The following is a 23603-nucleotide window of genomic DNA, read 5'->3' as shown; positions in this document are numbered from 1 at the left end:
GTCGTGTCGCAGATCACCCGAGACGAGGTGGCCCACCTGGCCCGCCTCGCCCGCCTGTCCCTGACCGACGACGAGCTCGACAGCTATGCCGGACAGCTGGATGTGATCCTCGGCCACGTCAGCCGCATTCAGGCCGTCGACGTCGCCGGCGTCGAGCCGACCGGCAACCCGCTCACCGACGTCAACGTCTTCCGTCCGGACGCCGTCGAGCCGTCCCTGACCCAGCACGAGGCGCTCGACCAGGCGCCCAAGGCGGCGGAGGGCCGGTTCGCCGTGCCGCGCATCCTCGGGGAGCCCGAATGAGCTCCGCGCTGACTCGGCTCGACGCCGCGACTCTGGGGGAGAAGATCGCCGCAGGCGAGGTGTCGTCGGTCGAGGTCACGCAGGCGTGCCTGGATCAGATCGCCGCCACCGACGACCGCTTCCACGCATTCCTGCACGTGGCGGAGAACCGTGCGCTGGCCGCGGCGGCGCGGGTGGACGCCGCGGTCGCCGCCGGAGAGGCGCTGCCCTCGCCGCTGGCCGGCGTGCCGGTCGCCCTCAAGGACGTGTTCACCACCACCGACATGCCGACGACCTGCGGCTCGAGGATCCTCGAGGGTTGGCGCTCGCCGTATGACGCCACCGTGACGGTGCGGCTGCGCGCCGCGGGGATGCCGATATTGGGCAAGACCAACATGGACGAGTTCGCGATGGGCTCGTCGACCGAGAACTCGGCGTACGGTCCGACTCGCAACCCCTGGGACGTCGAGCGGGTGCCCGGCGGCTCGGGAGGGGGAAGCGCGGCGGCCCTGGCCGCGTTCCAGGCGCCGCTGGCCATCGGGACCGACACGGGTGGATCCATCCGCCAGCCGGCGGCGCTCACCTCGACCGTCGGCGTCAAGCCGACGTACGGCACGGTGTCGCGCTACGGGTTGATTGCGTGCGCGTCGTCGCTGGACCAGGGCGGGCCGTGCGCGCGCACCGTGCTCGACACCGCGCTGTTGCACCAGGTGATCGCCGGTCACGACGCCAAGGACTCCACCTCGTTGGACGCCGCGGTGCCCGACGTCGTCGGGGCGGCCCGGGCGGGCGCCGCCGGGGATCTGACGGGGGTGCGGATCGGCGTGGTCAAGCAGCTGCGTGGCGACGGCTACCAGGCCGGGGTCCTGGAGTCGTTCAACGGCGCGGTCGAGCAGCTGACCGCGTTGGGTGCGGAGGTCAGCGAGGTCGACTGCCCCCACTTCGACTACTCGCTGCCCGCGTACTACCTGATCCTGCCGTCGGAGGTGTCGTCGAACCTGGCGCGGTTCGACGCGATGCGGTACGGCCTGCGGATCGGTGACGACGGCACGCACAGCGCCGAAGAGGTGATGGCGTTGACGCGGGCCGCCGGCTTCGGCCCGGAAGTCAAGCGCCGCATCATGATTGGCACCTACGCGTTGTCGGCGGGCTACTATGACGCCTACTACAACCAGGCGCAGAAGGTGCGCACGCTGATCGCGCGGGATTTGGAGGAGGCCTATCAGAAGGTCGACGTCCTGATCTCGCCGGCCACACCGACCACGGCGTTCCCGTTGGGCGAGAAGGTCGACGACCCGCTGGCGATGTACCTGTTCGACCTCTGCACGCTGCCGCTCAACCTGGCGGGTCACTGCGGTATGTCGGTGCCGTCGGGGCTCTCACCCGAGGACAACCTGCCCGTCGGCCTGCAGATCATGGCGCCCGCACTCGCCGACGACCGGCTCTACCGCGTCGGCGCGGCGTACGAGGCGGCGAGGGGAGAACTACCGACGGCGCTGTGACCCGCCCGAGCGCGCGGTTGTCGTACCCAAACATCGACAGGGGGCGCAAATATCCGTGCGCTCGGGGAGGATGGGGACATGCGTATCGGAGTGCTGACCGGCGGTGGTGACTGTCCTGGACTGAACGCGGTGATCCGGGCGGTGGTCCGGACCTGCGACGTGCGCTACGGCTCGTCGGTGGTGGGCTTCCAAGACGGTTGGCGCGGGCTGCTGGAGAACCGGCGCGTGCAGCTGAAGAACGACGATCGCAATGACCGGCTGCTGGCCAAGGGCGGCACCATGCTCGGCACGGCACGCGTGCATCCGGAGAAGCTGCGTGCCGGTCTGGACCAGATCAAGCAGACCCTCGACGACAACGGCATCGACGTGCTCATCCCGATCGGCGGGGAGGGCACGCTCACCGCGGCGCACTGGCTTTCCGAGGAAAACGTCCCGGTGGTCGGGGTGCCCAAGACCATCGACAACGACATCGACTGCACCGATGTGACGTTCGGTCACGACACGGCGCTGGGGGTGGCCAGCGAGGCCATCGACCGGCTGCACAGCACGGCCGAATCGCATCAGCGGGTGATGCTCGTCGAGGTGATGGGCAGGCACGCGGGCTGGATCGCGCTCAATGCCGGGCTCGCTTCGGGCGCGCACATGACGTTGATTCCCGAGCAGCCCTTCGACATCGAAGAAGTCTGCCGGTTGATCAAGAGCCGCTTCGTTCGCGGTGATGCGCATTTCATCTGCGTGGTGGCCGAGGGCGCCAAGCCCGCCGAGGGGTCGATGCAGTTACGGGAAGGCGGTCTCGACGAATTCGGCCACGAGCGGTTCACCGGCGTCGCCCAGCAGCTCGCGCTCGAGGTGGAGAAGCGCATCAACAAAGAGGTGCGGGTGACGGTGCTCGGCCACGTCCAGCGCGGCGGTACACCCACCCCCTACGACCGGGTACTGGCGACCCGCTTCGGGGTGAACGCCGCCGACGCCGCCCACGCGGGGGAGTACGGGATGATGGTGTCGCTGCGCGGCCAGGAGATCGGCCGGGTGCCACTGGCCGACGCCACCCGGCAGCTCAAGCTCGTGCCGCAGAGCCGTTACGACGACGCGGCCGAGTTCTTCGGCTGAATGCCGCGTTGACTCTGCGCCTACGGTGCGCAAGTGCGAGTGGCCACCGCCCTGAGCGCAGAATCAACGGCACTAGGATCGGTCGCATGACTGCTGCGACCGCCGAACTGCTGGACTATGACGACGTCGTCGCACGCTACGAGCCGGTATTGGGCCTTGAAGTGCACGTCGAGCTGTCCACGGCGACCAAGATGTTCTGCGGCTGCGCCAACAGGTTCGGCGCCGAACCCAACACCCAGGTCTGTCCGGTCTGCCTCGGCCTGCCTGGCTCGCTGCCGGTGCTCAACCAGACCGCCGTCGAGTCGGCGATCCGCATCGGGCTGGCGCTCAACTGCGAGATCGTGCCGTGGTGCCGGTTCGCCAGGAAGAACTACTTCTATCCGGACATGCCGAAGAACTACCAGATCAGCCAGTACGACGAGCCCATCGCGATCAACGGCTACCTCGACGTGCCGCTCGACGACGGCTCCACCTGGCGGGTGGAGATCGAGCGCGCCCACATGGAGGAGGACACCGGCAAGCTGACCCACCTCGGCAGCGAGACCGGCCGCATCGAGGGTGCGACGACCTCGCTGATCGACTACAACCGCTCCGGCGTGCCGCTGATCGAGATCGTCACCAAGCCCATCGAGGGCACCGGCGAGCGCGCACCCGAGATCGCCCGCGCCTATGTGACGGCGTTGCGAGATCTGTTGCGCGGCTTAGGCGTTTCCGACGTCCGGATGGATCAGGGGTCGATGCGCTGCGATTCGAACGTATCGTTGAAGCCGATCGGGCAGGCCGAGTTCGGCACCCGCACCGAGACCAAGAACGTCAACTCGCTGAAAAGCGTCGAGATCGCAGTGCGCTACGAGATGCGCCGTCAGGCAGCGGTTCTCGACTCCGGCGGCCGAGTCATTCAGGAGACTCGGCACTTTCACGAGGACGGCTATACCTCGCCGGGCCGCAGCAAGGAGACTGCCCAGGATTACCGGTACTTCCCCGAGCCGGACCTCGAGCCCGTGGCCGCCGACGCCGAACTGGTCGAGAAGCTCCGCGGGACGATCCCGGAACTGCCGTGGGTGTTGCGCAAGCGAATCCAGGACGACTGGGGCGTCTCCGACGAGGTGATGCGCGACCTCATCAACATCGGCGCCCTGGATTTGATCGCGGCCACGGTCGGCCACGGTGCCTCCAGTGAGGCCGCGCGCGCCTGGTGGGGAAACTTTTTGGTGCAAAAGGCCAAGGAAACCGGAGTAGACGGGGTGTCGTTGTCGGACTTGCCGATCACGCCGGCGCAGGTTGCGGCGGTGGTCAAGCTCGTCGACGACGGCAAGCTGTCCAACAAGCTGGCGCGCCAGGTGGTCGAGGGGGTGCTGGCCGGAGAAGGTGAGCCCGAGCAGGTGATGAGGGACCGCGGGCTCGAGCTGGTGCGTGACGACTCGGCGCTGCAGGCCGCCGTCGACGAGGCGCTGGCCGCCAACCCCGACGTGGTCGAGAAGATCCGCGGCGGCAAGGTGCAGGCCGCGGGCGCGATCGTCGGCGCGGTGATGAAGGCCACCAAGGGACAGGCCGACGCGGCGCGGGTCCGCGAGTTGGTGCTGGCCGCCTGTAACTGAGGTCAGGCGCCGACCAGGCCGTCCCACGCCGCGATCGCGGCCTCGGCGATCGCGGACAGCTTGGCGCTGTCCGCGCCGTCGCGGGCCTGGATCGCCATGCCGTGGTTGATCGTGTTGTAGAACGCGGCGATCGCCGCCACATCGGCGCCGGGGGGCACGTCGCCGTCGGCGACCCCGCGGGCGATGCGATCGGCGAAGTCCTTCTCCAATTCCATGCGCAGGCCCGCGAGGTGCTCGTGCACTGATCGGGTGCGCTCGGTACACGTCGTCGCGGAGAGCACGATCATGCAACCGCGGGGGTTGTCGGAGTCGCAGAAGACGACGGCGTGGTGGCGTAGTACCGCCGCGATGGCCTGCCGCGCGGTGGGCTGTTCCCGCAGTTCGTGCGCTGCGGTGGCGCCCAACGTCTCGTTGTAGTGGGCCGTCGCCTCGCGGAAGAGCTCTTCCTTTGAGCCGAACGCCGCATACAGGCTCGGCGAGTTGATGCCCATCGCCGACGTCAGGTCGCTGATGGAGGCGCCCTCGTAGCCGTGCTCCCAGAACACCTCCATGGCCTGGTGCAGCGCGGTGCCGCGGTCGAAGGCGCGGGGCCTGCCGCGTTGGGCCATCTCCCAGCCTCTTTCTGTAACGAACGACAAGAAAACCGTTGACAAGTCTAGCCTGCGTCGATACTTGTGTATCAAACGATACAAAAAGGAGTGTGCGATGCATGATCTGACGGGAAAGGCGGCGTTGGTGACCGGCGGCAGCCGGGGGATCGGGGCCGCGATCGCCGAACGGCTCGCCGATCTCGGGGCCGATGTGGCCGTGACCTACGCCCGATCCAGGGAGCGCGCCGACGAGGTGGCCGAGCGGATCGCCGCCAAGGGCAGGCGCGCTTCGGCGATCAGGGCCGACAGCGGGGCCGCCGACGAGGTGCTGGCCGCGGTGGAGCAGACCGTCGCGACGTTCGGCAGGCTCGACATCCTGGTCAACAACGCCGGCATCTTCCCGTTCGGTCCTGTCGAGGAGGTGTCGATCGAGGAGATCGATCGCGCGCTCGCAGTCCACGCCCGGGCAGCGTTTCTGGCGAGTCAGGCCGCAGTGGGGCACCTGCCGCCGGGCGGGCGCATCGTCAGCATCGGCAGCAATCTGGCTGAGCGCGTGCCCTTTCCGGGGGTCACCCTCTACGCGATGAGCAAGTCGGCGCTCATCGGCTTCACCAAGGGCCTGGCCCGCGATCTCGGCGACCGGGACATCACCGTCAACCTCGTTCAACCGGGCAGCACCGACACCGATATGAACCCCGCCGACGCACCCGATGCCGACGGTCAGCGGGCGCTGAGCGCGCTGGGCAGATACGCCGCTGCGGGGGACATCGCCGATGCCGTTGCGTTCCTGGCGGGGGCCGGTGCGGCCAACATCACCGGCGCGGTGCTGACCGTTGACGGCGGAACGAACGCCTGACGATGGCGTGGATCATCCTCGCCGTCGCGGGGTTGCTCGAAGTCGTCTGGGCCATCGCGCTGAAACTGTCCGACGGCTTCACCCGGCTGGGGCCCGGCATGGTCGGCGTCGGTGCGGCAGTGCTCAGCTTTCTGCTGCTGGCCGTGGCACTGCGGCAGCTGCCCGCGAGCACCGGCTATGCGGTCTGGGTCGGCATCGGCGCGGTCGGCGTCGCGATCGCCGGCATCGTGCTGCTGGGTGAGACGGTCAGCGTGGCACGAATGGTGTTCCTGGCGGTGATCGTCGCCGGGATCGTCGGTTTGCGGATCGTCGATGGCTGATCGCCGGCAGCGAAACCGGTTACGTATTGTCCGCGTTCTGCCGTGGGAAGCCGCCGCCCTGCGGGAAGAGCGGGAAGACCACGTCGTCGAGGCGCTCGGCGTCACCGGCGGTCTTGTTGACCGTGGCGCCCCAGACGTTGCCGTCGGGTGAAAGCGCCAGCGCCCAGGCGTGTCCGTGCTGGTCCTGGCGCACCACCTCGGGGTCGCCGGTGACGGCCCCGGTGTCCGGCGCCAACCGCACCGCGACGGTCTGCTTGGTGTCCACGAGGTTGACCAGCACGGTGCCGTCGAGGGCCGCGCAGCCGGCCACCCCGGGTCGGTCCGGCCACGTCCACACGGTGGAGATGGTCGAGTCCTCGGTGATGCGCTGCAACCGGTCGCCGGTCGGGGTGCGGTCGGTGATGTAGAGCGAGCCGTCGGAGGGATCGACACACGTGCCGCCCGCTGGGCCGAGGCCCGACAGTGCGGTGGTGGTCGGCGCCTGGTCGACCGTGGTGGGCTGCTCGATGCGCAGCGCTTTGCCCGCCAGCGAGGCGGGATTGGCGGCGTCGGCAGGGTTGCCCGCATCACCGGTCTGCACGAGCAGGGTGGTCGGGCTGGTGAAGATCAACGAGCCCATGTTGCCGCTGGCGCCCTTCGGGATACCGGTGAGAATCGGCTTGGGGATGTCGCCGTCGGCGATGCGGACCACCCGGTTGTCGGTGGGGGTGCTGATGTAGGCGTACATCAGCCGGTCCTGCTGATAGGTCGGTGAGAGCACGATGTCCATCAGCCCGCCGTCGCCGGACGGGTCGACCGGGATCGTGGTCTTGACCTTGGGTTCGGCCCGGACCGAGACTTCCTTCACCGCGCCGGTGTTCCGCTCGGCGACCAGAGCGGACTGGCTGTCGGGCAGCATGATCAGACCGCTGGTGCTCTCCAGGCAGCCCTGCATGACGCCCGGCGCGGGGCACTCCTTCGGGAACGGCGTCGGCGGCAACGGCGGCGGGGGTGGCGGCGTGGACTGTTCCGGGGGCGCCAGCTCCGGTTCGGTGGTGAACGGCTGCGACTGGGCGTCGTCGAACCGGGCACACCCGGACCCGGCGAGCAACGCCGCGCACAACACGGCGAGCACACCCCGCATCGGCCGGCGCTGTCTCATGCGAGCCAGGTTACGGATCAGTCGGCGGTGCGCGCCACGCACACCAAGACCGCACGGCGCGACCGGGCGGCGAATAGTGGCCTGAAGCGCCGCGCCAATCCGCGGCTACCGGGTGACTTGCACTTACGCTGGCTGTGTGACCAGTCACCCCCATGACCCACGCGCCTGGCAGCGGCCCGACGATGCGGCTGGGCGGCCGGTGTCGGCGAGCCTGGTCGATCCCGAGGACGATCTGCCCTCCGCCCACTACGCGGGCGACTTCGAGACCACCGCGATCCCGCACTATGACGCCCAGCAGTCCGCACCGGCCAATCCCGCCTTCGGATTGCTCAACGATCCCGAACCGCTGCCCTACGTGCAGCCGGGCGGCAGGCAGGCGCTGCCCGCCTTCGGGGCCGAGCCGACCGAGATCGAACCCGACCAGCACCGGGCCGCCGACAAGCGCGGCACCCTCGATCTCGGCCTGCTGCTCCTGCGCCTGCTGGTCGGCACGCTGTTCCTTGCGCACGGTCTGCAGAAGGCTTTCGGCCTATGGGGCGGGCCGGGCCTGGGCGGCTGGGAAGCCAGCCTGGCCGACATGGGCTTCCGCTACGCCGACATCCTCACTTATGTCGCGACGTTCGGCCAGATCGCCGCGGGTCTGCTGCTGTTGCTCGGGCTGTTCACCCCGCTGGCCGCCGCCGGGGCGCTGGCCTACCTGACGACGGGCGTGCTGGCCGAGGCGATGGCCGCCCACGAGGCCGCCCGGCTGTCGGAGTTCCTCACCGACGGTCACGAGTACCAGGTGTTCGTCCTCGGCGCCGTCGCCGCGCTCATCCTGACCGGTCCCGGCCGCTACGGGTTCGACGCCGGCCGTGGCTGGGCGCGACGGCCGTTCATCGGCTCGGTGGCGGCGTTGCTGCTCGGCGCGGGCGCAGGCGTCGCGATCTGGGTGCTGCTCAACGGCGGCAACCCGTTTGGCTAATCGCGCGCGTAGGGGTTGGGCACGCGCCCGCCGCTGGCCTCGGTCAACTGCGGCAGCGTGGCAAAAGTCACCGCGGGCAGTCGCAGGTCGCGTCCGTCCTTGAGGTGGGCGTAGGCCGACGAGCGCTTGCCGAACCGCAGCCCGTCGATGTCGTCCCAGGTGACCGTCTCGCTGCCCAGCAGGGTGCGCGCGGTCAGCGTCTCCTGGTCGGCGACCGTCTGGTTGCGCACGATGTAGGCCGACGCGACGATCGGGATGACCAGCAGGACGGCGACCCAGGCGGGGCTTGCGAGCACCAGCGCGAGCAGGCTCAGCGCCAGGAAGGCGACCGCGAAATGGGCCATCGGCGAGATCTTGAGGACGACGCGGCCGGGGTCGGAGCTCACCGGACCATCTTCCCACGGGTGGCGGGAAGCCGACTGAGCCCGGCGGGGCCGGGAATTTGACCACCCCGGCGGGGCCGGGAATTTGACCAGTGACCAGTGCGGAGGCTACCGTCGACGGTTATGCAGACCCGGCTCGTAGTAATTGGGAAGCGCGTTGATGCCGCGCTTGCCTGCACTCGGGCATAGCCACCCGCATCGACGCGCGACCCTCGTACAGCAGCCCGCTGGCGGGGGTTTTTTCTTGCCCGACCACCGATTTGAGACCCTGGAAGACGGATCCGGAACAGGATTTAGGAGAACGAACACCGTGAGCGCCCCCACCACCCGACCGCTGGAGCAGGAGGCGGCTACCGTCCCCGATGACGGACACGCCCCGCAGCCGACCCCGCGACCGGCTTCCACCCAATCGAATCACGTTGCGCCACAGCAACTCACGGGCGCCCAGGCCGTGATCCGCTCGCTGGAGGAACTCGACGTCGACACGATCTTCGGTATCCCCGGTGGCGCAGTGCTGCCGGTCTACGACCCGCTGTTCGACTCGCAGAAGCTGCGCCACGTGCTGGTCCGCCATGAACAGGGCGCCGGTCACGCCGCCAGCGGGTACGCGCACGCCACGGGCAAGGTGGGCGTCATGATGGCCACCTCCGGTCCGGGTGCGACCAACCTGGTGACGCCGCTGGCCGACGCCCACATGGACTCCATTCCGGTGGTGGCGATCACAGGCCAGGTCGGACGCGGCCTCATCGGCACCGACGCGTTCCAGGAGGCCGACATCTCCGGCATCACCATGCCGATCACCAAGCACAACTTCCTGGTGCGCAACGGCGACGACATCCCACGGGTGATCGCCGAGGCGTTCCACATCGCCGCGACCGGCCGACCCGGGCCGGTGTTGGTGGACATCCCGAAGGACATCCTGCAGGGCCCGTGCGCGTTCACCTGGCCCCCGCGGTTCGACCTGCCCGGCTACAAGCCGAACACCAAGCCGCACAACCGCCAGATCCGCGAGGCGGCCAAGCTCATGGCGACCGCCCGCAAGCCGGTGCTGTACGTCGGCGGCGGCGTGATCCGCGGGGAAGCCACCGACGAACTGCTCGAGCTGGCGGAGCTGACGGGCATTCCGGTGGTCACCACGTTGATGGCTCGTGGCGCGTTCCCGGACAGCCACGCGCTGAACATGGGCATGCCCGGGATGCACGGCACGGTGGCCGCGGTGGCCGCCCTCCAGCGCAGCGACCTGTTGATCGCGCTGGGCACCCGCTTCGACGACCGGGTGACCGGCAAGCTGGATTCCTTCGCGCCCGAGGCCAAGGTGATCCACGCCGACATCGATCCCGCCGAGATCGGCAAGAACCGCCACGCCGACGTGCCGATCGTCGGTGACGTCCGCAACGTCATCACCGACCTGGTCGCCGCGCTGCGCCGGGATGGAACGGCCGGTGACCTCAGGATCGACAACTGGCTGGAGTACCTGCGCGGGGTGCAGTCGACGTACCCGTTGAGCTACGGCCCGCAGAGCGACGGCAGCCTCTCACCGGAGTATGTGATCGAGACGCTGGGCAGGATGGCCGGACCCGAGGCCGTATACGTCGCCGGCGTCGGCCAGCACCAGATGTGGGCCGCGCAGTTCATCTCCTACGAGAAGCCGAAGACCTGGTTGAACTCCGGCGGCCTGGGCACCATGGGTTATGCGGTGCCCGCGGCGATGGGCGCCAAGTTCGGCCGTCCCGAGGCCGAGGTGTGGGCTATCGACGGTGACGGATGCTTCCAGATGACCAACCAGGAGTTGGCCACCTGCGCGGTGGAGGGCGCGCCGATCAAGGTCGCCATCATCAACAACGGCAACCTCGGTATGGTGCGCCAGTGGCAGACCCTGTTCTACGGGGAGCGGTACAGCCAAACCGATCTGGCCACCCACTCACATCGCATTCCCGACTTCGTCAAGCTGGCCGAAGCGCTCGGCTGTGTCGGGTTGCGTTGTGAGCGCCCCGAAGACGTCGAGGACATCATCCGCCAGGCCCGCGAGATCAACGACCGTCCGGTGGTGATCGACTTCATCGTCGGCGCCGACGCCCAGGTGTGGCCGATGGTCGCCGCAGGCACCAGCAACGACGAGATCCAGGCCGCGCGGGGAATCCGTCCGCTGTTCGACGATCCGGAAGAGGGGCACGCCTGATGAGCGCTTGCGCGAAGAAGAGAGAGCGCTGATGGGTACCAGCACGCACACGCTTTCGGTGCTCGTCGAGGACAAGCCGGGTGTCCTGGCGCGCGTCGCATCGCTGTTCTCGCGGCGTGGGTTCAACATCGAGTCGTTGGCGGTCGGTGCGACCGAGCAGAAGGACATGTCGCGGATGACCATCGTCGTCAGCGTCGAGGACGCGCCGCTCGAGCAAATCACCAAGCAGCTCAACAAGCTGGTGAACGTGATCAAGATCGTCGAGCAGGAGGACGACAACTCCGTCGCACGCGAGCTCGCGCTGATCAAGGTGCGCACCGACGCCTCGACCCGAGGCCAGGTCATCGAGGCGGTGAACCTGTTCCGCGCCAAGGTCGTCGACGTGTCGACCGAGTCACTGACGATCGAGGCGACCGGCACCCCCGGCAAGCTCGAGGCGCTGCTTCGGGTGCTGGAGCCGTACGGTATCCGCGAGCTCGTGCAGTCCGGAGTGGTGTCGCTGGCCCGCGGTCCGCGCGGCATCGGCACAGCCAAGTAAGCCCAAACCAGTTGACAGATAAGGAAACAACGTGGCATCAACCCCAGAGATGTTCTATGACGACGACGCGGACCTGTCGGTCATCCAGGGCCGCAAGGTCGGCGTCATCGGCTACGGCAGCCAGGGCCATGCGCACTCACTGAGCCTGCGCGACTCCGGCGTGCAGGTGAAGGTCGGCCTCAAGGAAGGGTCCAAGTCGCGCGATAAGGTCACCGAGCAGGGTCTGGAGGTCGACACGCCCGCCGAGGTGGCCAAGTGGGCCGACGTCATCATGCTGCTGGCACCCGACACCGCCCAGGCCGAGATCTTCGCCAATGACATCGAGCCGAATCTCGAGGACGGCAACGCACTGTTCTTCGGCCACGGGCTGAACATCCACTTCAACCTCATCAAGCCGCCCGCCAACGTCACCATCGGCATGGTCGCACCGAAGGGGCCCGGGCATCTGGTCCGTCGCCAGTTCGTCGACGGCAAGGGCGTGCCCTGCCTGATCGCGATCGACCAGGATCCCAAGGGTGAAGGCGAGGCCCTGGCGCTCTCGTACGCCAAGGGCATCGGCGGCACCCGCGCCGGCGTCATCAAGACGACCTTCAAGGACGAGACGGAGACCGACCTCTTCGGCGAGCAGGCCGTGTTGTGCGGCGGCACCGAGGAACTGGTCAAGACCGGCTTCGACGTCATGGTCGAGGCGGGTTACGCGCCCGAACTGGCGTACTTCGAGGTGCTGCACGAGCTGAAGCTGATCGTCGACCTGATGTACGAGGGCGGCATCGCGCGGATGAACTACTCGGTGTCCGACACCGCGGAGTTCGGCGGGTACCTGTCCGGTCCGCGCGTCATCGATTCCGGCACCAAGGACCGCATGAAGCAGATCCTCGCCGAGATCCAGGACGGCACCTTCGTCAAGCGGCTGGTCGCCAACGTCGAGGGCGGCAACAAGGAGCTGGAGGATCTGCGCAAGCGCAATGCCGAGCACCCGATCGAGGTCACCGGCAAGAAGCTGCGCGACCTGATGAGCTGGGTCGACCGTCCCCTCACCGACACCGCGTAAGAGGATCGAACGGCGCATGACGTGCGCAGGGCGATACTTGCTTAGTCAAGAACTCTGACGAGCGGCATCCATACGCAGGACGTAAGCAGCCGATAGGCGGATAGTTAGCTTCGACCAACTCGAGTCGTCGTGACCTTCCGTCAAGTTCGACCTTTGCGTCTAGGCCACTTACGCCGAACGCAGGGAGCGCTCATGGCACCCAGTACGTCCACGATCTTGCGCCGCTTCATACACATCGCCGGCCTCGCCGCAGCGGGCGCCATCGCAGTGGGGGGATTATGTTGACCGCGCCCGTGAGCAACGCGATCCCTGAATCTCAGATCATCAGCGAATGCGACAACGCGAATGGCGGCACTTACACGACGACCGTCAGCGCAGGCAAAAGGTACTCCAAGTGCTGCTACCTGGATATCAAAGGTGTCAAACACTGCGATAATTACGTCGACGGGACCTACACCAACACGACCGTGAACAGCACCCAGGAGCCGCCGCAACCGTCGCCGCCACCACCGCCGCCAGGGGGCGGCGTAGTTGGCCCACCGGCGACCGCGGCGACACAGCCTCCTCCGCCGCCGGGAGTCATCGGCCCGCAAGCGACCTTGGCCACGCAACCGCCGCCCCCGCCGCAAGAAGGCATGATCTGGTGGCCGGGGTATACGCAGATACCGGCCAACTAGGGCCGGCGCTCGTGGCCTTCTCGACCGTGGGTCCGGCGCCGCTCCTTCATCTCCGACTCGAAGACGTGCCGCACGCCGCCCTGTAATTGGTCGCGGACCCGGCGCTCGTGGTCGCGGAACACCGACCAGTAGCTGTCGTCGAAGTCCTCGACGATCTGGAACGTCCAGCGGCCGTAGAGCACGTTGCGGCCCACGAGTTCGGACTCCAGCCGGTCGGCGACGGCTTGGTGGCCGGCGTCGCGCAGCTTGTCGCAAGCCTCGCCGAGCAGGAGGTCCGCGCGACCCATCAGCTGATGAAACGAGTACAACTCACCGCGCGCACGTTCCACCCACTCCAACGCCTCCGAGACGGCGCCGACGGCCTCGACCGTAGCGTCGTCCACGCCGTCGGGGCGCCTGTCCTTGTCCTCATCGGCCATGCCGCTACTCATACCCGCTTCCGGCGGACCGGTACATCCACTTCACGAACGAATGCATCGGTTTTGCGTTGAAGGGGTTGGTTCGCGTCCCTGAAGGATATTCTTACGAAATTGAGAGATCTGCAGGTAGCCGTGACCGACGACGCTGACACACCGAAATTCACCGTCCGCGTCGTGGCCGAACGCGTCGGCGTCCCTACGGCCACGCTGCGCAGTTGGAATCAGCGCTACGGGGTCGGCCCCTCTGAACACAGCCCGGGACGCCATCGGCTCTACAGCGAGAACGACATCACGATCGTTCGGGAGATGCACGAGTTGATCGCCGAGGGCGCCAGCCCTCGCAGCGCCGCGCGCCTGGCTGTCGAGTCGGTCAAGCCGCCGCGCGGCGACGTCGACTCGGTGGTTTCGGCCGCCATGGCGCTCGACCTCGTCTCGCTGGGCAAGCTGCTCGAATCGCATCTGCGCCACTTCGGCGTGTCCGACACCTGGGACTTGGTGGTGCGGCCGGCGTTCGCCGCCATCGTGCAACAGCAGGCCGAGTGCGACGGCTGTGTCGACGTCGAACACGCGCTGTCGTGGTCGGTGTCGCGGGCGCTGCACCGACTGCCCGTCGCCCCGCTGGACGCCGCGGCGTCGACGGTGCTCGCCTGCACCTCGGGGGAAACGCACGTGCTGCCGATCGAGGCGCTGCGGGCAGCGCTCGGCGAAGCCGGGCACGGTGTGCTGATGCTCGGTGCCGATGTGCCCCCATCGGCGCTGACCGACGCCGTCGGCCGGCTGCAGAAGCCAGTCACGGTGGTGCTCTGGTCGCAGACCCCCGATACTTCTGACATGGAAGCCCTTCACGCGGTGGGCGCCGACGCGCAGGTCATTCTCGCCGGCCCCGGCTGGGAGGCGGTCACGGACGTGGCGCCTGCCGTCCGGGTGCACACTCTGCGCGAGGCGGTCGAGCACTGCGTGCCCCCGCCGTGAGCACTACCGCATCGGTTTTGCATCATTGCGGTATGAGTAAGTGGGTATGTATGAGAGGTGTCCATTGAGGTGTCTGGCGTGACGACGGCTACCACCGACGAATCCGTGGTCCTGCTCGACGAGGATGGACGGCACATCGGCACGGCAGCAAAGGTCACCGTGCACCACGCCGAAACACCCCTTCATCTGGGCTTCTCCTGTTACCTGTTCGCCGGGGACGGGCGCGTGCTGCTGTCTCGCCGAGCGCTGGGCAAGTTGACGTGGCCGGGGGTGTGGTCCAACTCGTTCTGCGGACATCCGGCTCCCGGCGAACAGATCGAGGACGCGGTGCGCCGCCGCGCGCAGCAGGAGTTGGGTGTGGCCATCGACTCCCTATGGTGTGCGCTGCCGGACTTCCGGTATCGCGCGGTGGCGTCCGACGGAACCGTCGAGAACGAGATCTGCCCGGTCTTCATCGCCCGCTGTGATGGTCACGTCTCGCCCGACCCCGACGAGGTCATGGACTGGATGTGGGTGTCGTGGGAGCAGCTCCGCTCGGCCGTCGCACTGCCGTGGTCGATCAGCCCGTGGGCGATGGAGCAGATCCCGCTGCTGGACCGGGCTGCTGACCCGACTACTTGCAGGGGTCGTGACCCCAGTTCATGAGCGAGTAGCGCCACGCCGAGTCGCTCACGTCGCCGTTCGGCCGCTGGGCGAGATGACGGTGCGCGTAGCCGACCACCGTGCGCATGTGGGCATAGTCATCGTCGCCCAAGTCTGACTTCTTGGTCTGCAGCAGCTTCACGATGCGCCTGCCGCTGGCGTGTCCGGTCGACTCACTGTTGCCGGACTTCTGCCCGACTTCGTTGGATTCGTCGGTGTCGAGCCACTTCTCGAGTTCGTTCGCCGTCATGTTGACGGTGTCCTTGAACTGCCGGTAGGTGGTCTCGTGGTCGGACGACCCGGCCATCTCGTTACTTCTTCTTCAGCGCGTCTGGCTTGTGCACCGCGTCGCGGCCGCTCTTGTCGCTGCGCACCCGGTACTGCGGGCTGTCCGAGTCGGCGCGGACCTGGCGGCCGGCGGCCTTCTTGTCCGCGGTGATCTTCTCCTCGACGGTTCCGGTGACCGTGCTGCCGTGGCTTTTCCACTGGACCTTGTCGCCCTTGCTGATGTCCTTGCTCATACGTGCCGGATACCCGGCGACATCGATGCAAAACAGATTCAGGACTGGGCCCGCAGGTGGTACAGCCGTTCGGCGTAGGCCAGGTCGTCACGCCACAACCGGGTGGCGGCGAGACGCATCAGCGGGCGGATCGCCGGTGCGCCGGGCAGCGCGTGAGCGAAGCCGGGCCGGTCGGAATGGGCGATGACCGCCTCGATCACCGCGGTGCGCGGCTTGCCGTCCGGGCCGGCCCCCAGGGGAGTGGCGTGCGTCTCGACCACGCTGCCCGCCCCTTCGCCGTCGACGATGCGCATCGTGATCGTGCGGGGTTCGGGTGTGGTGAACTCGGCGATCACCGGGACACCGAGACGGCCGATGCGGAACGTGACAGCCAGCAGGAACCGGTCCGCCGATTCGGGCAGGTCATCGTCCGGCGCGGGAGCGGACAGCACTTCGAGGCGGGTGAACGAGTACGGATGGAACCAGGCGCCGTGCCACGGGTCGAGCCGGTTGGCGATGACGTCGCGCGGCTCACAGGTACCCACCAGCCGGGTCACGGCCGAGATCCCGGCACCGTCGGGACGGGGCGGCAGAATCGGTGTCTCCGTTGGTGTCTCGCCGCCAATGTGATCCAGCCGCACCCAGGCCAGCACTCCGTCGTCGTAGGCCGGCCACGGCCGCCAGCCCCAGGTACGGCGGCCGTCGAAGTGCAACCCGTGCCACGGGCAGATCAGGGTGCCGCCGTCGACGGTGCCGGTGGACAGGTCCGCCCCGAGGTGCGGGCACGCGGCGGGGCCGACGGCCAGGTTGCCGTCTTGCGTCCGCCACGCCACCAGCTCGACACCTGCCACCGTCGCCCCGACGGGACGTTTCCCGATCCGGTCACTGGCGGCGAACACATACCAGTTGCCGCTGGGCCTGGCCTGCGATCGGCGCAGCGCGGAATCGATCAGCGCCGGCTCAGCCTCGGTGTAGGTGGGCAGTTGCCTGGACCACGGAATCCGCGGAAGCACCTCGAACGGCGAGGTTTTCGCCAGTTTGGCGGTGAAGTCGGAGAGCATTCCCATTACCTGTGCTGCCTTTCGGCGAGTCGTCGCAGCGGCGCCGAGCGGCCCCGGGTGGGCAGGGTCTGCAACTGATGGTCGAGCACACTGACATTGTCCAGCGGCGGGCGCCCGCCCGTCTCCGGAAACGCCGCACGGCCCGCGATGCCCGCACCGACCACCACCGCTGCTGGTCGGTCGGGCAGGGCGGCGGTGTCGGGCACACCGGTCATCGAGGCGCCTCGGCGAGGAACGTGTGCACGATGTCGCGCTGCCAGCCCGGCATCGTTTCACTACGCACACCGGTGAATCCGTTGTCCTGCAGTCGTTTACGAAACCGCTCGGCACCATCGAAGTGGTTGACGCTGCGCCGCAGATAGCGGTACAGCGACGCGTCGCCGCTACGTAGCCGGCCGCTCGGGATGATGATCGCGGCACAGACGAAGTTCCAGACGACGGTGGCCAGTCGGGAGTCGCGGACCGAGTACTCGTGCACCGCCAGTGTGGCACCCGGCCGCAACAGCGAACGGAACTCGCGCAGTTGGCTGTCCGGATCGGGCAGGTTGCGCACGAGGTAGGCGGCGAAGATGCCGTCGAACGGCCCGGTGACTCCGACGTCGGCGAGGTCCTCGATGCGGCTGTGCACGAAGCGCACGGTGTCCGGCCAGCGCTTGGCCCGCGCCTGCTCCAGCATGCCCGCCGAACCGTCCACGCCGATGATCTCGGCGTGTGGCGCCACGCTCAGCAGCGCCGCGGTCGAAGCGCCGGTTCCGCAGCCGGCGTCGAGCAGGCGAAGGCCGCGTCCTGCCCCTGGTAGACCCATCCGTTGCGCCGAGATACGAAGGTGCGCATGGTATCCGGGGTTCGAGTCCACCAACGTGTCATAGGTGGAGGCGCCGTCGTCGAACGCGGCGGGGACGTCGGCGGGATCGTCGGGGTTCTTGCTGGCGCTCGCTTTCACGGCGTCTCCTTCCTGCGTGCGCGCAGTCGTTGTCGCTCCCACAGCAGCAGCACGGCCGTGACCATCGCCCAGCCGAAGAAGAAGTCCTCGACGGGGATGTCCCACGGGAACCGGATGCCGCTGGTGTGCTTGTCGTCGTAGATGACGATCGGCGCGCTGAGCTTGGTGAGCCAACCGTCGACGGGGATCTGGAAACTGAGCACGATCGCCATCGAGATCCAGTACGACGCCCGGCGGAACAGGCCGGTACGCAGCACCGCGAACTCCAGCACGCAGACGCCGACCACTGCGAGCACGGCGGGAATCGTGTAGCCGAATCCGGTCACCGGACGTGCTCCGCCCGAGAGCTCATGCGCTTGCGCAGCCAGGTCAGAATCGTGTCGACGGCGTTGTAGGTCAGCAGGCCGCACAGTGGGATCACGATGAAGAACAGCAGTTCCTCGACCGGCATCACGCCGGGGACGTCGATGCCGATGACGTAGGCCGGGTTGTAGGTCCACACCTCGGCGGCGATCGCGACAACGTCCCACACCGCGAAGAACGCCGCCACCGGCAGCACCGCGGCAGCGGTCCGGCGGACTTGCCGGTACACGCCGGCGCCGGCGAGTTCGAGCGGTGCGGTGATCGCCAGGCAGGCTGCAAGCACGAACAGGTACTGCCAGCGATCCACGCTCACACCCCGCGGTCACTCAGTCGCGCTCGCCAACCCTTCACCAGTCCCGCGCCACCGACCCGGATACGACGGCCGGTGCCGACGGTGGCGCGTTGGCCGAACACCGCGAAATCGATCTCCTCGATGCGGTCCAGGATCTCCGAGTAGAGGGTCAGGGCCGCCGCGACACACGGCCGGGACCGCGGGCGCAGCAGCGAGATCCCGTCTCGGGCGTAGTCGTACACACGCCTGTTGACGGCGTGCTGCTCGACGAGCGCGCGCCGGACCTTGGCGTCGGTGCGATGGTTCTCATGGCACCACATCAGCAGTTCGCGGTCGACGCCGTGCGCGGCCAACTCGTCGGCAGGTAGATAGACCCGTCCGCGCTGCAGGTCCTCGTCGATGTCGCGCAGGAAGTTGGTGAGCTGGAACGCCTTTCCCAGCGCCGCGGCATACGGCGCGGCCTCCTCACGAGGTCCGACGGTGCCCAGCACGGGCAGCAGCTGCAACCCGATCACCTCGGCCGAGCCGTACATGTACCGGTCCAGCGCGGCGCGGTCGGGGTAGTCGGTGACCGACAGGTCCATCCGCATGGAGCCGAGGAAATCGTCGAACAGCTCCCAGGGAATCCCGTATCGGCGGGCGCAGTGCACGACGGCCGTCAGTGACGGGTCGTCGTCGTCGGGGGTGCCCTGCACCAGGCGGTTGAACAGTTGGGTCGCGAGCCGCTGCAGCCGGTCCGCACGCTCGCTCATCGGGATGACCGGATCGAAGTCGTCGAGAATGTCGTCGGCGCGCCTGGCGAAGCCGTACAAGGCGTGCACGGCGGGCCGCTGCTCGGGCGCGAGCAGCCGGGTGGCCAGAAAGAAGGTCTTGCCGTGCTCGGCGTTGATGGAGCGACACCGCCGGTACGCCTCGCGCAGGGTCGGGTCGTGGACGCCCGCGGCATCGAGCTCAGAACCGATCATGTTGGCACCACCTGGGTCCGGGCCCGCCTGGCCGGCGAGCCGGTGATCCGGTCGGCGGCCAGCCGTCCGGAGAGGATCGCGGTGGGCACGCCGACTCCGGGAACGGTCGACGAGCCCGCCAGTACGACGTTGGCGACGCCGCGCACCGTGTTGGCGGGACGGAACGGCCCGGTCTGGCCGAAGGTGTGCGCCAACGCGAACGGCGTGCCCGCGGCCATGCCCTGACGCGCCCACTCCGCAGGGTCCACCACGTGCAGCACCTCGGCGTCCCGGCCCAGTTGCGGCAGCCTGGCCGTCACGGTATCGATCATCTGTTTCACGTAGGTGTTCCGCATGGATGCCCAATCCACGTGGCCGACATCGAGATTGGGTGCCGGTGCCAGCACGTAGAGCAGATCGCGGCCGGCAGGCGCCAGGCTCCGATCACCGGCGGTGGGTCGTGTCACCAACAGTGACGGGTCGGTCATCAACCGGCCGTCGTCGATGATGTCGGTGAACGTCTGCCGCCAAGAGTCGCCGAAGACGATGGTGTGATGGTCGCTGCCCGCGTCGCCGGACTCGACAGCGCGGCAGCCTACGTGCGCAACCACCGCCGACGGTGCGGGCCGTAGCCGAAGGAGTCGCCGCGGTGTGCGTTCGAGCAACCGGTAGGTGTCGGGCAGTTCTGTCGTCAGCACAACCGCATCGGCCGGTATCCGGTCACCGGCCTCGGTGCACACGGCCGTCACCCGGTCGCCGGAGCGCTCGAGTGTGGAAACCGCTGAGTTGTAACGGAATTCGACTCCCGCGTCAGCTGCCGCCGCCGCGAGCCCATCCGGCAGGGCGCGCATACCGCCGCGCGGGAAGTACACGCCGGCGATGGTGTCCATGTAGGCGATGACGGCGTAGACGGCCAGCGCGCGGTGTGGCGGGACACCGGCGTAGAGCGCCTGGAAGGTGAACACCCGCTGTAGGCGTTCGTCAGTGATGAAGCGGCGCACCATCCGGTCCCACCGCCGGAACCCGCCGATGGCGGTCAGGCGGGCCAGTTGTGGGGTCACCAGCGCCAGCGGCGAGTCGAAGTTCGACGCGATGAACCCGTCGAACTCGACCTGGTACAGCTTGGTCAGCCAGTTGCGAAGGCGCCGATAACCGTCGGCCTGTCCGGCGCCGGCGAAGCGCTCGATCTCGGCGGCCATCGCGTCGGGGTCACTGTGCACGTGCAGGCCGCTGCCGTCGGCGAACGATGCCCGATACGCCGGTTCGACGTTGATGAGTTCCAGCCGGTCCGCGGTGGTCTCGCCGACGGCGGCGAATGCGTCGTCGATGATGTCGGGCATCGTGAGCACGGTGGGACCGGTATCCAGGCGATAACCGCCGATGTCGGCGCGGCCCACGCGCCCACCGGGGTGTTCGCCCCGTTCGACGACGGTGACCGCACGGCCGCGGCCGGCGAGTTGCAGAGCCGCCGACAGTCCGGCGAGCCCGGCGCCCACCACGACCACGTGGTCGGTGTTGCCCCCGACTGTGCGCATCAGGCCGCCCGCTCCGTGCAGGCGGCGGCCATGTCGGCCAGTGCGGTGCGAATCGGCGAGTCCAGTGCTGCACTGTCGATGGACTCGAGTGCTTGGTTAAGGCGTGACTCGATCAGTTCCTCGATCCATTCCACGGCACCGGTGGCCACGATCAGCGACCGCCACTGGGCGATGTCGGCCGAATCGAGGTCCGGTGTGCTCATCAGTTGGGTCAGCTGTCGGCGCAGCGTGGCGTTGGCGAGCCGGTAGGCCGCCACCACGACGCTCGTCGCCTTGTGCTCGGACAGGTCGCTGCCGGTCGGCTTGCCGGTGACCTCCGGTGCACCGAAGATCCCCAGCACGTCGTCGCGCAGCTGGAACGCCTCACCGACCGCCTCGCCGTACCGGCTCAGCGGCGCCAACACACCCGGCGCGCATCCGGACATGGCCGCCCCTATCTCCAGCGGCCTGCGCACGGTGTAGTTGCCCGACTTGCGCCGCAGCACATCGAGGACCTGGTCCCACTTGGGGAACCCGGCGGCGTCGTTGACCAGGTCGGCGAACTGGCCGACCGCGAGTTCGGTCCGCATCGCGTCGTAACGCGGCCACGCCCTCGACAGTGCCGGGTTGTCGAGGCCGCTTTCCCGCATCATCTGCTGTGCCCACACCAGGCAGAGGTCGCCGAGGAGCACCGCAGCCGCCTCGCCGAAGCGGTCCGCCGAGCCCGACATCACGCGGTCGCGGTGCCACTGGGCGAATATGACGTGGGCCGCGGGGCGGCCTCGGCGTAACACCGACCCATCCATTACGTCATCTTGCAGCAAGGCGAACGCGTGCAACAGTTCGAAACTCGCCGCCGCCCGCAGCGCGCCATGGTCGTCGTCGGCCCCGCACAACCAGCCGAGGTAGGCGAAGGTCGAGCGCACGCACTTGCCGCCGTCGACGAACGCCATCAGCACGTCACCGGCGACGTCGACGCCGGCTGCGCTGAGGTCGTCGGCGCAGCGCGTGCTGACGAACTCGCCGAGGGAGCTCAGCACGGCCCGTCGAAGGGAACCGCGCCAGGTCGGGAAAGACGTCGTGAGCAGGCCCTTGTGCGGGGCGGCGAGCGACGACACCGCCAGCGTGGAGACGCGCGCGTGTCCATTGATTCCGCTCAACACGCGCCCCCTTTAACTCTGCGACCACGAAGTACCCCGATCGGACGTGGGCCAACCGGGCCATATCCCAGTTCTACCGCATCAACGCATCGAAAATGCATCGAAATGTGACGGGCCGGTGACGATCACGGTCCGAGGGCGGGCAGCTCCGTGATGCCGAACTCGCGGCGCAGGGCCGTTCGGGCGGCGAAGTATCCCGACATCCCGTGCACGCCGCCGCCCGGCGGCGTCGCTGACGAGCACAGATACGCCCTGGGGATCGGTGTGCTCCACGGGTTGAGCCGCGGGGTCGGTCCGGCCAGCGCGTGCAGCAGCGTGTTCCCGCCGACGCCGATGTCCCCGCCGACGAGGTTGGAGTTGTGCTTGGCGAGCCGCGACGCGGGCACCGACCGCGCCGCCACGACGATGTCGCGGAAACCGGGAGCGAACCGTTCGAAGATCGTCGCCACCTGCTCGGTCTGGTCGACGGTCGAGCCGGACGGCACGTGTGCGTAGGTCCACAGCGGGCGCCGGCCCGCGGTGTCGATGCGGCTCGGATCGACCAGGTGTGGCAGCGCCGCGAGAACCATCGGCCATTCGGGATGCCTGCCGGCGGCGGCTTCCCGTTCGGCATGCGCCATCTGCTCTCGCGTGCCGCCCATGTGCAGGGTCGGCGCCTGCGCCAGTCGGTCATCCGACCACGGAATCTCCTCGGAGAGAACGAAGTCGACCTTCGCCACGCCAGGGCCGAACCGGTAGCGCCGCAGTGCCCTGGCATACCCCGACGGCACCGCATCGCGGTAGATCTTCAGCAATGCGGTCGGCGCCGTGTCGAAGAACACGACACCCGTCGGCGGTTCGGTGACTTCGTGACCGGTGGTGATGGTGCCGCCGTGTGCGCGAAGGTCGGCGGCCAGCGCATCGGCGATGGACTGGCTGCCGCCGACCGGGATGGGCCAGCCGACGGTGTGGGCCAGTGTGCTCAGCATCAGTCCGGCTCCGGCGGACACCAGCGACGGCATCTGCGAAATCACATGTGCGGCAACGCCGGTGAACAAGGCGCGGGCATCGTCCCCGGCCAGCGCGCGCCACGCGGGCGTGCCCTGCTCGAGCAGTCGGAGGCCCACCTGGACGGCGGCGATCGGATTCGTGGGCACCGACCGCTTGTCGCCGAGCAGCAGGCCGAGCACCGCGTCGTCGTTGTCCACCAGCGGACCGAGCAGGCGCCGCCAGGAATCTCCGGGTTGCAGTTCGGCGGCTGTGCGCTCGATGTCGTGATAGCCGACCGCGGCGCGCCCACCCGGCAACGGGTTGGCATAGGACACCTCCGGAACGGCGAGCGTCACACCCCGGGCGGGCAGGTCGAACTGCGCGAGGAACGGGGAGGCCAGGGCGAGCGGGTGCACCGCCGAACACACGTCGTGGGAGATGTCGGCGTATTCGGGGTCCGGTAGCGTCCTGGCGCCGCCACCAAGGGTGGGCTGAGCCTCGAAGACCTGGACCGACAAACCGGCGCGGGCGCAGATGACGGCGGCCGCCAGACCATTGGGTCCGCTGCCGACCACGGTGACATCCACGCTCACGTTTCTCCCACCCGCCAACCCTAGTTACAAGCCCATTAGG

The 23603-nt window shown here is 68.3% G+C and carries 27 protein-coding genes; 12 read left to right on the top strand and 15 right to left on the bottom strand.

Features of this window, described 5'->3' with window-relative positions; translation table 11 throughout:
- Positions 1-3: 3 nt before the first annotated feature.
- From gatC to gatB, 4 genes are all read left to right on the top strand, one after another.
- Positions 4-303 (top strand): Asp-tRNA(Asn)/Glu-tRNA(Gln) amidotransferase subunit GatC, encoded by a 300-nt coding sequence (gatC, locus tag K3G64_RS24845; protein ID WP_238888227.1) that lies wholly within the window; start codon positions 4-6, stop codon positions 301-303.
- Complete coding sequence (gatA, locus tag K3G64_RS24840; protein ID WP_238888226.1) at positions 300-1784, top strand: Asp-tRNA(Asn)/Glu-tRNA(Gln) amidotransferase subunit GatA; 1485 nt, start codon at positions 300-302, stop codon at positions 1782-1784. Before gatC ends, gatA begins: the two co-directional genes overlap by 4 nt.
- Positions 1785-1862: 78 nt before the next feature.
- Positions 1863-2894 (top strand): ATP-dependent 6-phosphofructokinase, encoded by a 1032-nt coding sequence (locus K3G64_RS24835; protein WP_238888225.1) that lies wholly within the window; start codon positions 1863-1865, stop codon positions 2892-2894.
- 86 nt (positions 2895-2980) lie between these two features.
- Complete coding sequence (gatB, locus tag K3G64_RS24830) at positions 2981-4492, top strand: Asp-tRNA(Asn)/Glu-tRNA(Gln) amidotransferase subunit GatB (RefSeq protein WP_238888224.1); 1512 nt, start codon at positions 2981-2983, stop codon at positions 4490-4492.
- Positions 4493-4494: 2 nt separating this feature from the next.
- Here the strand turns inward: gatB and K3G64_RS24825 are convergent, their stop codons facing one another.
- Positions 4495-5100 carry a TetR/AcrR family transcriptional regulator gene (locus K3G64_RS24825; RefSeq protein ID WP_238888223.1) on the bottom strand — a complete coding sequence of 202 codons (606 nt, stop codon included), beginning with the start codon at positions 5098-5100 and terminating at the stop codon, positions 4495-4497.
- A gap of 97 nt (positions 5101-5197) precedes the next feature.
- On the opposite strand from K3G64_RS24825, the gene K3G64_RS24820 reads away from it, so the two are divergent.
- Entirely contained in the window at positions 5198-5938 is a 741-nt protein-coding gene (locus K3G64_RS24820) for an SDR family oxidoreductase (RefSeq protein ID WP_238888222.1), read from the top strand.
- A 2-nt stretch (positions 5939-5940) separates the two neighbouring features.
- Positions 5941-6258 carry a DMT family transporter gene (locus K3G64_RS24815; protein WP_238888221.1) on the top strand — a complete coding sequence of 106 codons (318 nt, stop codon included), beginning with the start codon at positions 5941-5943 and terminating at the stop codon, positions 6256-6258.
- A 19-nt stretch (positions 6259-6277) separates the two neighbouring features.
- On the opposite strand, the gene K3G64_RS24810 is transcribed toward K3G64_RS24815, so the two are convergent.
- Positions 6278-7399: a PQQ-dependent sugar dehydrogenase gene (locus K3G64_RS24810; RefSeq protein WP_238888220.1), complete on the bottom strand. Its 1122-nt coding sequence runs from the start codon at positions 7397-7399 to the stop codon at positions 6278-6280.
- Between the two features lie 136 nt (positions 7400-7535).
- Here K3G64_RS24810 and K3G64_RS24805 point away from each other — a divergent pair, with 136 nt between their 5' ends.
- On the top strand, positions 7536-8363 hold the full coding sequence (locus K3G64_RS24805) for a DoxX family membrane protein (protein ID WP_238888219.1): 828 nt from the start codon (positions 7536-7538) through the stop codon (positions 8361-8363).
- Here K3G64_RS24805 and K3G64_RS24800 read toward each other — a convergent pair.
- Positions 8360-8707 (bottom strand): PH domain-containing protein, encoded by a 348-nt coding sequence (locus K3G64_RS24800; protein WP_238950996.1) that lies wholly within the window; start codon positions 8705-8707, stop codon positions 8360-8362. The genes K3G64_RS24805 and K3G64_RS24800 overlap by 4 nt on opposite strands.
- Before the next feature lie 349 nt (positions 8708-9056).
- Here K3G64_RS24800 and K3G64_RS24795 point away from each other — a divergent pair, with 349 nt between their 5' ends.
- Genes K3G64_RS24795 through ilvC form a run of 3 tightly spaced genes read left to right on the top strand, consistent with a single transcriptional unit; the run spans position 9057 to position 12514 of the window.
- Positions 9057-10925 carry an acetolactate synthase large subunit gene (locus K3G64_RS24795; protein ID WP_238888218.1) on the top strand — a complete coding sequence of 623 codons (1869 nt, stop codon included), beginning with the start codon at positions 9057-9059 and terminating at the stop codon, positions 10923-10925.
- A gap of 31 nt (positions 10926-10956) precedes the next feature.
- Positions 10957-11463, top strand: coding sequence for an acetolactate synthase small subunit (gene ilvN, locus K3G64_RS24790; protein WP_238888217.1), 507 nt, complete (start codon positions 10957-10959; stop codon positions 11461-11463).
- Between the two features lie 49 nt (positions 11464-11512).
- A complete protein-coding gene (gene ilvC / locus K3G64_RS24785) occupies positions 11513-12514 on the top strand; it encodes a ketol-acid reductoisomerase (RefSeq protein ID WP_238950994.1) in 1002 nt (333 codons plus the stop codon).
- 673 nt (positions 12515-13187) lie between these two features.
- Here ilvC and K3G64_RS24780 read toward each other — a convergent pair.
- A complete protein-coding gene (locus K3G64_RS24780; protein ID WP_238888216.1) occupies positions 13188-13610 on the bottom strand; it encodes a hypothetical protein in 423 nt (140 codons plus the stop codon).
- A gap of 111 nt (positions 13611-13721) precedes the next feature.
- On the opposite strand from K3G64_RS24780, the gene K3G64_RS24775 reads away from it, so the two are divergent.
- Positions 13722-14582: a MerR family transcriptional regulator gene (locus K3G64_RS24775; protein ID WP_238888215.1), complete on the top strand. Its 861-nt coding sequence runs from the start codon at positions 13722-13724 to the stop codon at positions 14580-14582.
- Between the two features lie 78 nt (positions 14583-14660).
- Positions 14661-15227 carry an isopentenyl-diphosphate Delta-isomerase gene (gene idi / locus K3G64_RS24770; protein WP_238888214.1) on the top strand — a complete coding sequence of 189 codons (567 nt, stop codon included), beginning with the start codon at positions 14661-14663 and terminating at the stop codon, positions 15225-15227.
- On the opposite strand, the gene K3G64_RS24765 is transcribed toward idi, so the two are convergent.
- The 11 genes from K3G64_RS24765 to K3G64_RS24715 form a co-directional block, all read right to left on the bottom strand.
- The gene (locus K3G64_RS24765; RefSeq protein WP_238888213.1) at positions 15196-15531 is read right to left on the bottom strand and encodes a DUF3140 domain-containing protein; all 336 of its coding nucleotides are present in this window, start codon (positions 15529-15531) and stop codon (positions 15196-15198) included. The two genes, idi and K3G64_RS24765, sit on opposite strands and share 32 nt — an antisense overlap.
- A 4-nt stretch (positions 15532-15535) precedes the next feature.
- The gene (locus K3G64_RS24760; protein ID WP_238888212.1) at positions 15536-15745 is read right to left on the bottom strand and encodes a DUF2945 domain-containing protein; all 210 of its coding nucleotides are present in this window, start codon (positions 15743-15745) and stop codon (positions 15536-15538) included.
- A gap of 38 nt (positions 15746-15783) precedes the next feature.
- Entirely contained in the window at positions 15784-16791 is a 1008-nt protein-coding gene (locus tag K3G64_RS24755; RefSeq protein ID WP_238888211.1) for a DUF5914 domain-containing protein, read from the bottom strand.
- Entirely contained in the window at positions 16791-17000 is a 210-nt protein-coding gene (locus K3G64_RS24750) for a hypothetical protein (protein WP_238888210.1), read from the bottom strand. The genes K3G64_RS24755 and K3G64_RS24750 overlap by 1 nt, the downstream gene beginning before the upstream one ends.
- Positions 16997-17728 (bottom strand): class I SAM-dependent methyltransferase, encoded by a 732-nt coding sequence (locus K3G64_RS24745; RefSeq protein ID WP_238888209.1) that lies wholly within the window; start codon positions 17726-17728, stop codon positions 16997-16999. The genes K3G64_RS24750 and K3G64_RS24745 overlap by 4 nt, the downstream gene beginning before the upstream one ends.
- Complete coding sequence (locus tag K3G64_RS24740) at positions 17725-18054, bottom strand: lycopene cyclase domain-containing protein (protein WP_238888208.1); 330 nt, start codon at positions 18052-18054, stop codon at positions 17725-17727. Before K3G64_RS24740 ends, K3G64_RS24745 begins: the two co-directional genes overlap by 4 nt.
- Complete coding sequence (locus K3G64_RS24735) at positions 18051-18398, bottom strand: lycopene cyclase domain-containing protein (protein ID WP_238888207.1); 348 nt, start codon at positions 18396-18398, stop codon at positions 18051-18053. The genes K3G64_RS24740 and K3G64_RS24735 overlap by 4 nt, the downstream gene beginning before the upstream one ends.
- A 2-nt stretch (positions 18399-18400) precedes the next feature.
- Positions 18401-19348 carry a phytoene/squalene synthase family protein gene (locus K3G64_RS24730; protein WP_238888206.1) on the bottom strand — a complete coding sequence of 316 codons (948 nt, stop codon included), beginning with the start codon at positions 19346-19348 and terminating at the stop codon, positions 18401-18403.
- A complete protein-coding gene (gene crtI, locus K3G64_RS24725; protein WP_238888203.1) occupies positions 19345-20862 on the bottom strand; it encodes a phytoene desaturase family protein in 1518 nt (505 codons plus the stop codon). Before crtI ends, K3G64_RS24730 begins: the two co-directional genes overlap by 4 nt.
- Entirely contained in the window at positions 20862-22001 is a 1140-nt protein-coding gene (locus K3G64_RS24720; protein ID WP_370647037.1) for a polyprenyl synthetase family protein, read from the bottom strand. The genes crtI and K3G64_RS24720 overlap by 1 nt, the downstream gene beginning before the upstream one ends.
- A 125-nt stretch (positions 22002-22126) precedes the next feature.
- On the bottom strand, positions 22127-23557 hold the full coding sequence (locus K3G64_RS24715) for a phytoene desaturase family protein (protein WP_238950989.1): 1431 nt from the start codon (positions 23555-23557) through the stop codon (positions 22127-22129).
- Positions 23558-23603 lie beyond the last annotated feature (46 nt).

The organism is Mycobacterium sp. IDR2000157661, from assembly GCF_022317005.1.
Taxonomy (GTDB): domain Bacteria; phylum Actinomycetota; class Actinomycetes; order Mycobacteriales; family Mycobacteriaceae; genus Mycobacterium.
This window is presented reverse-complemented; position numbering and strand designations above follow the sequence as displayed.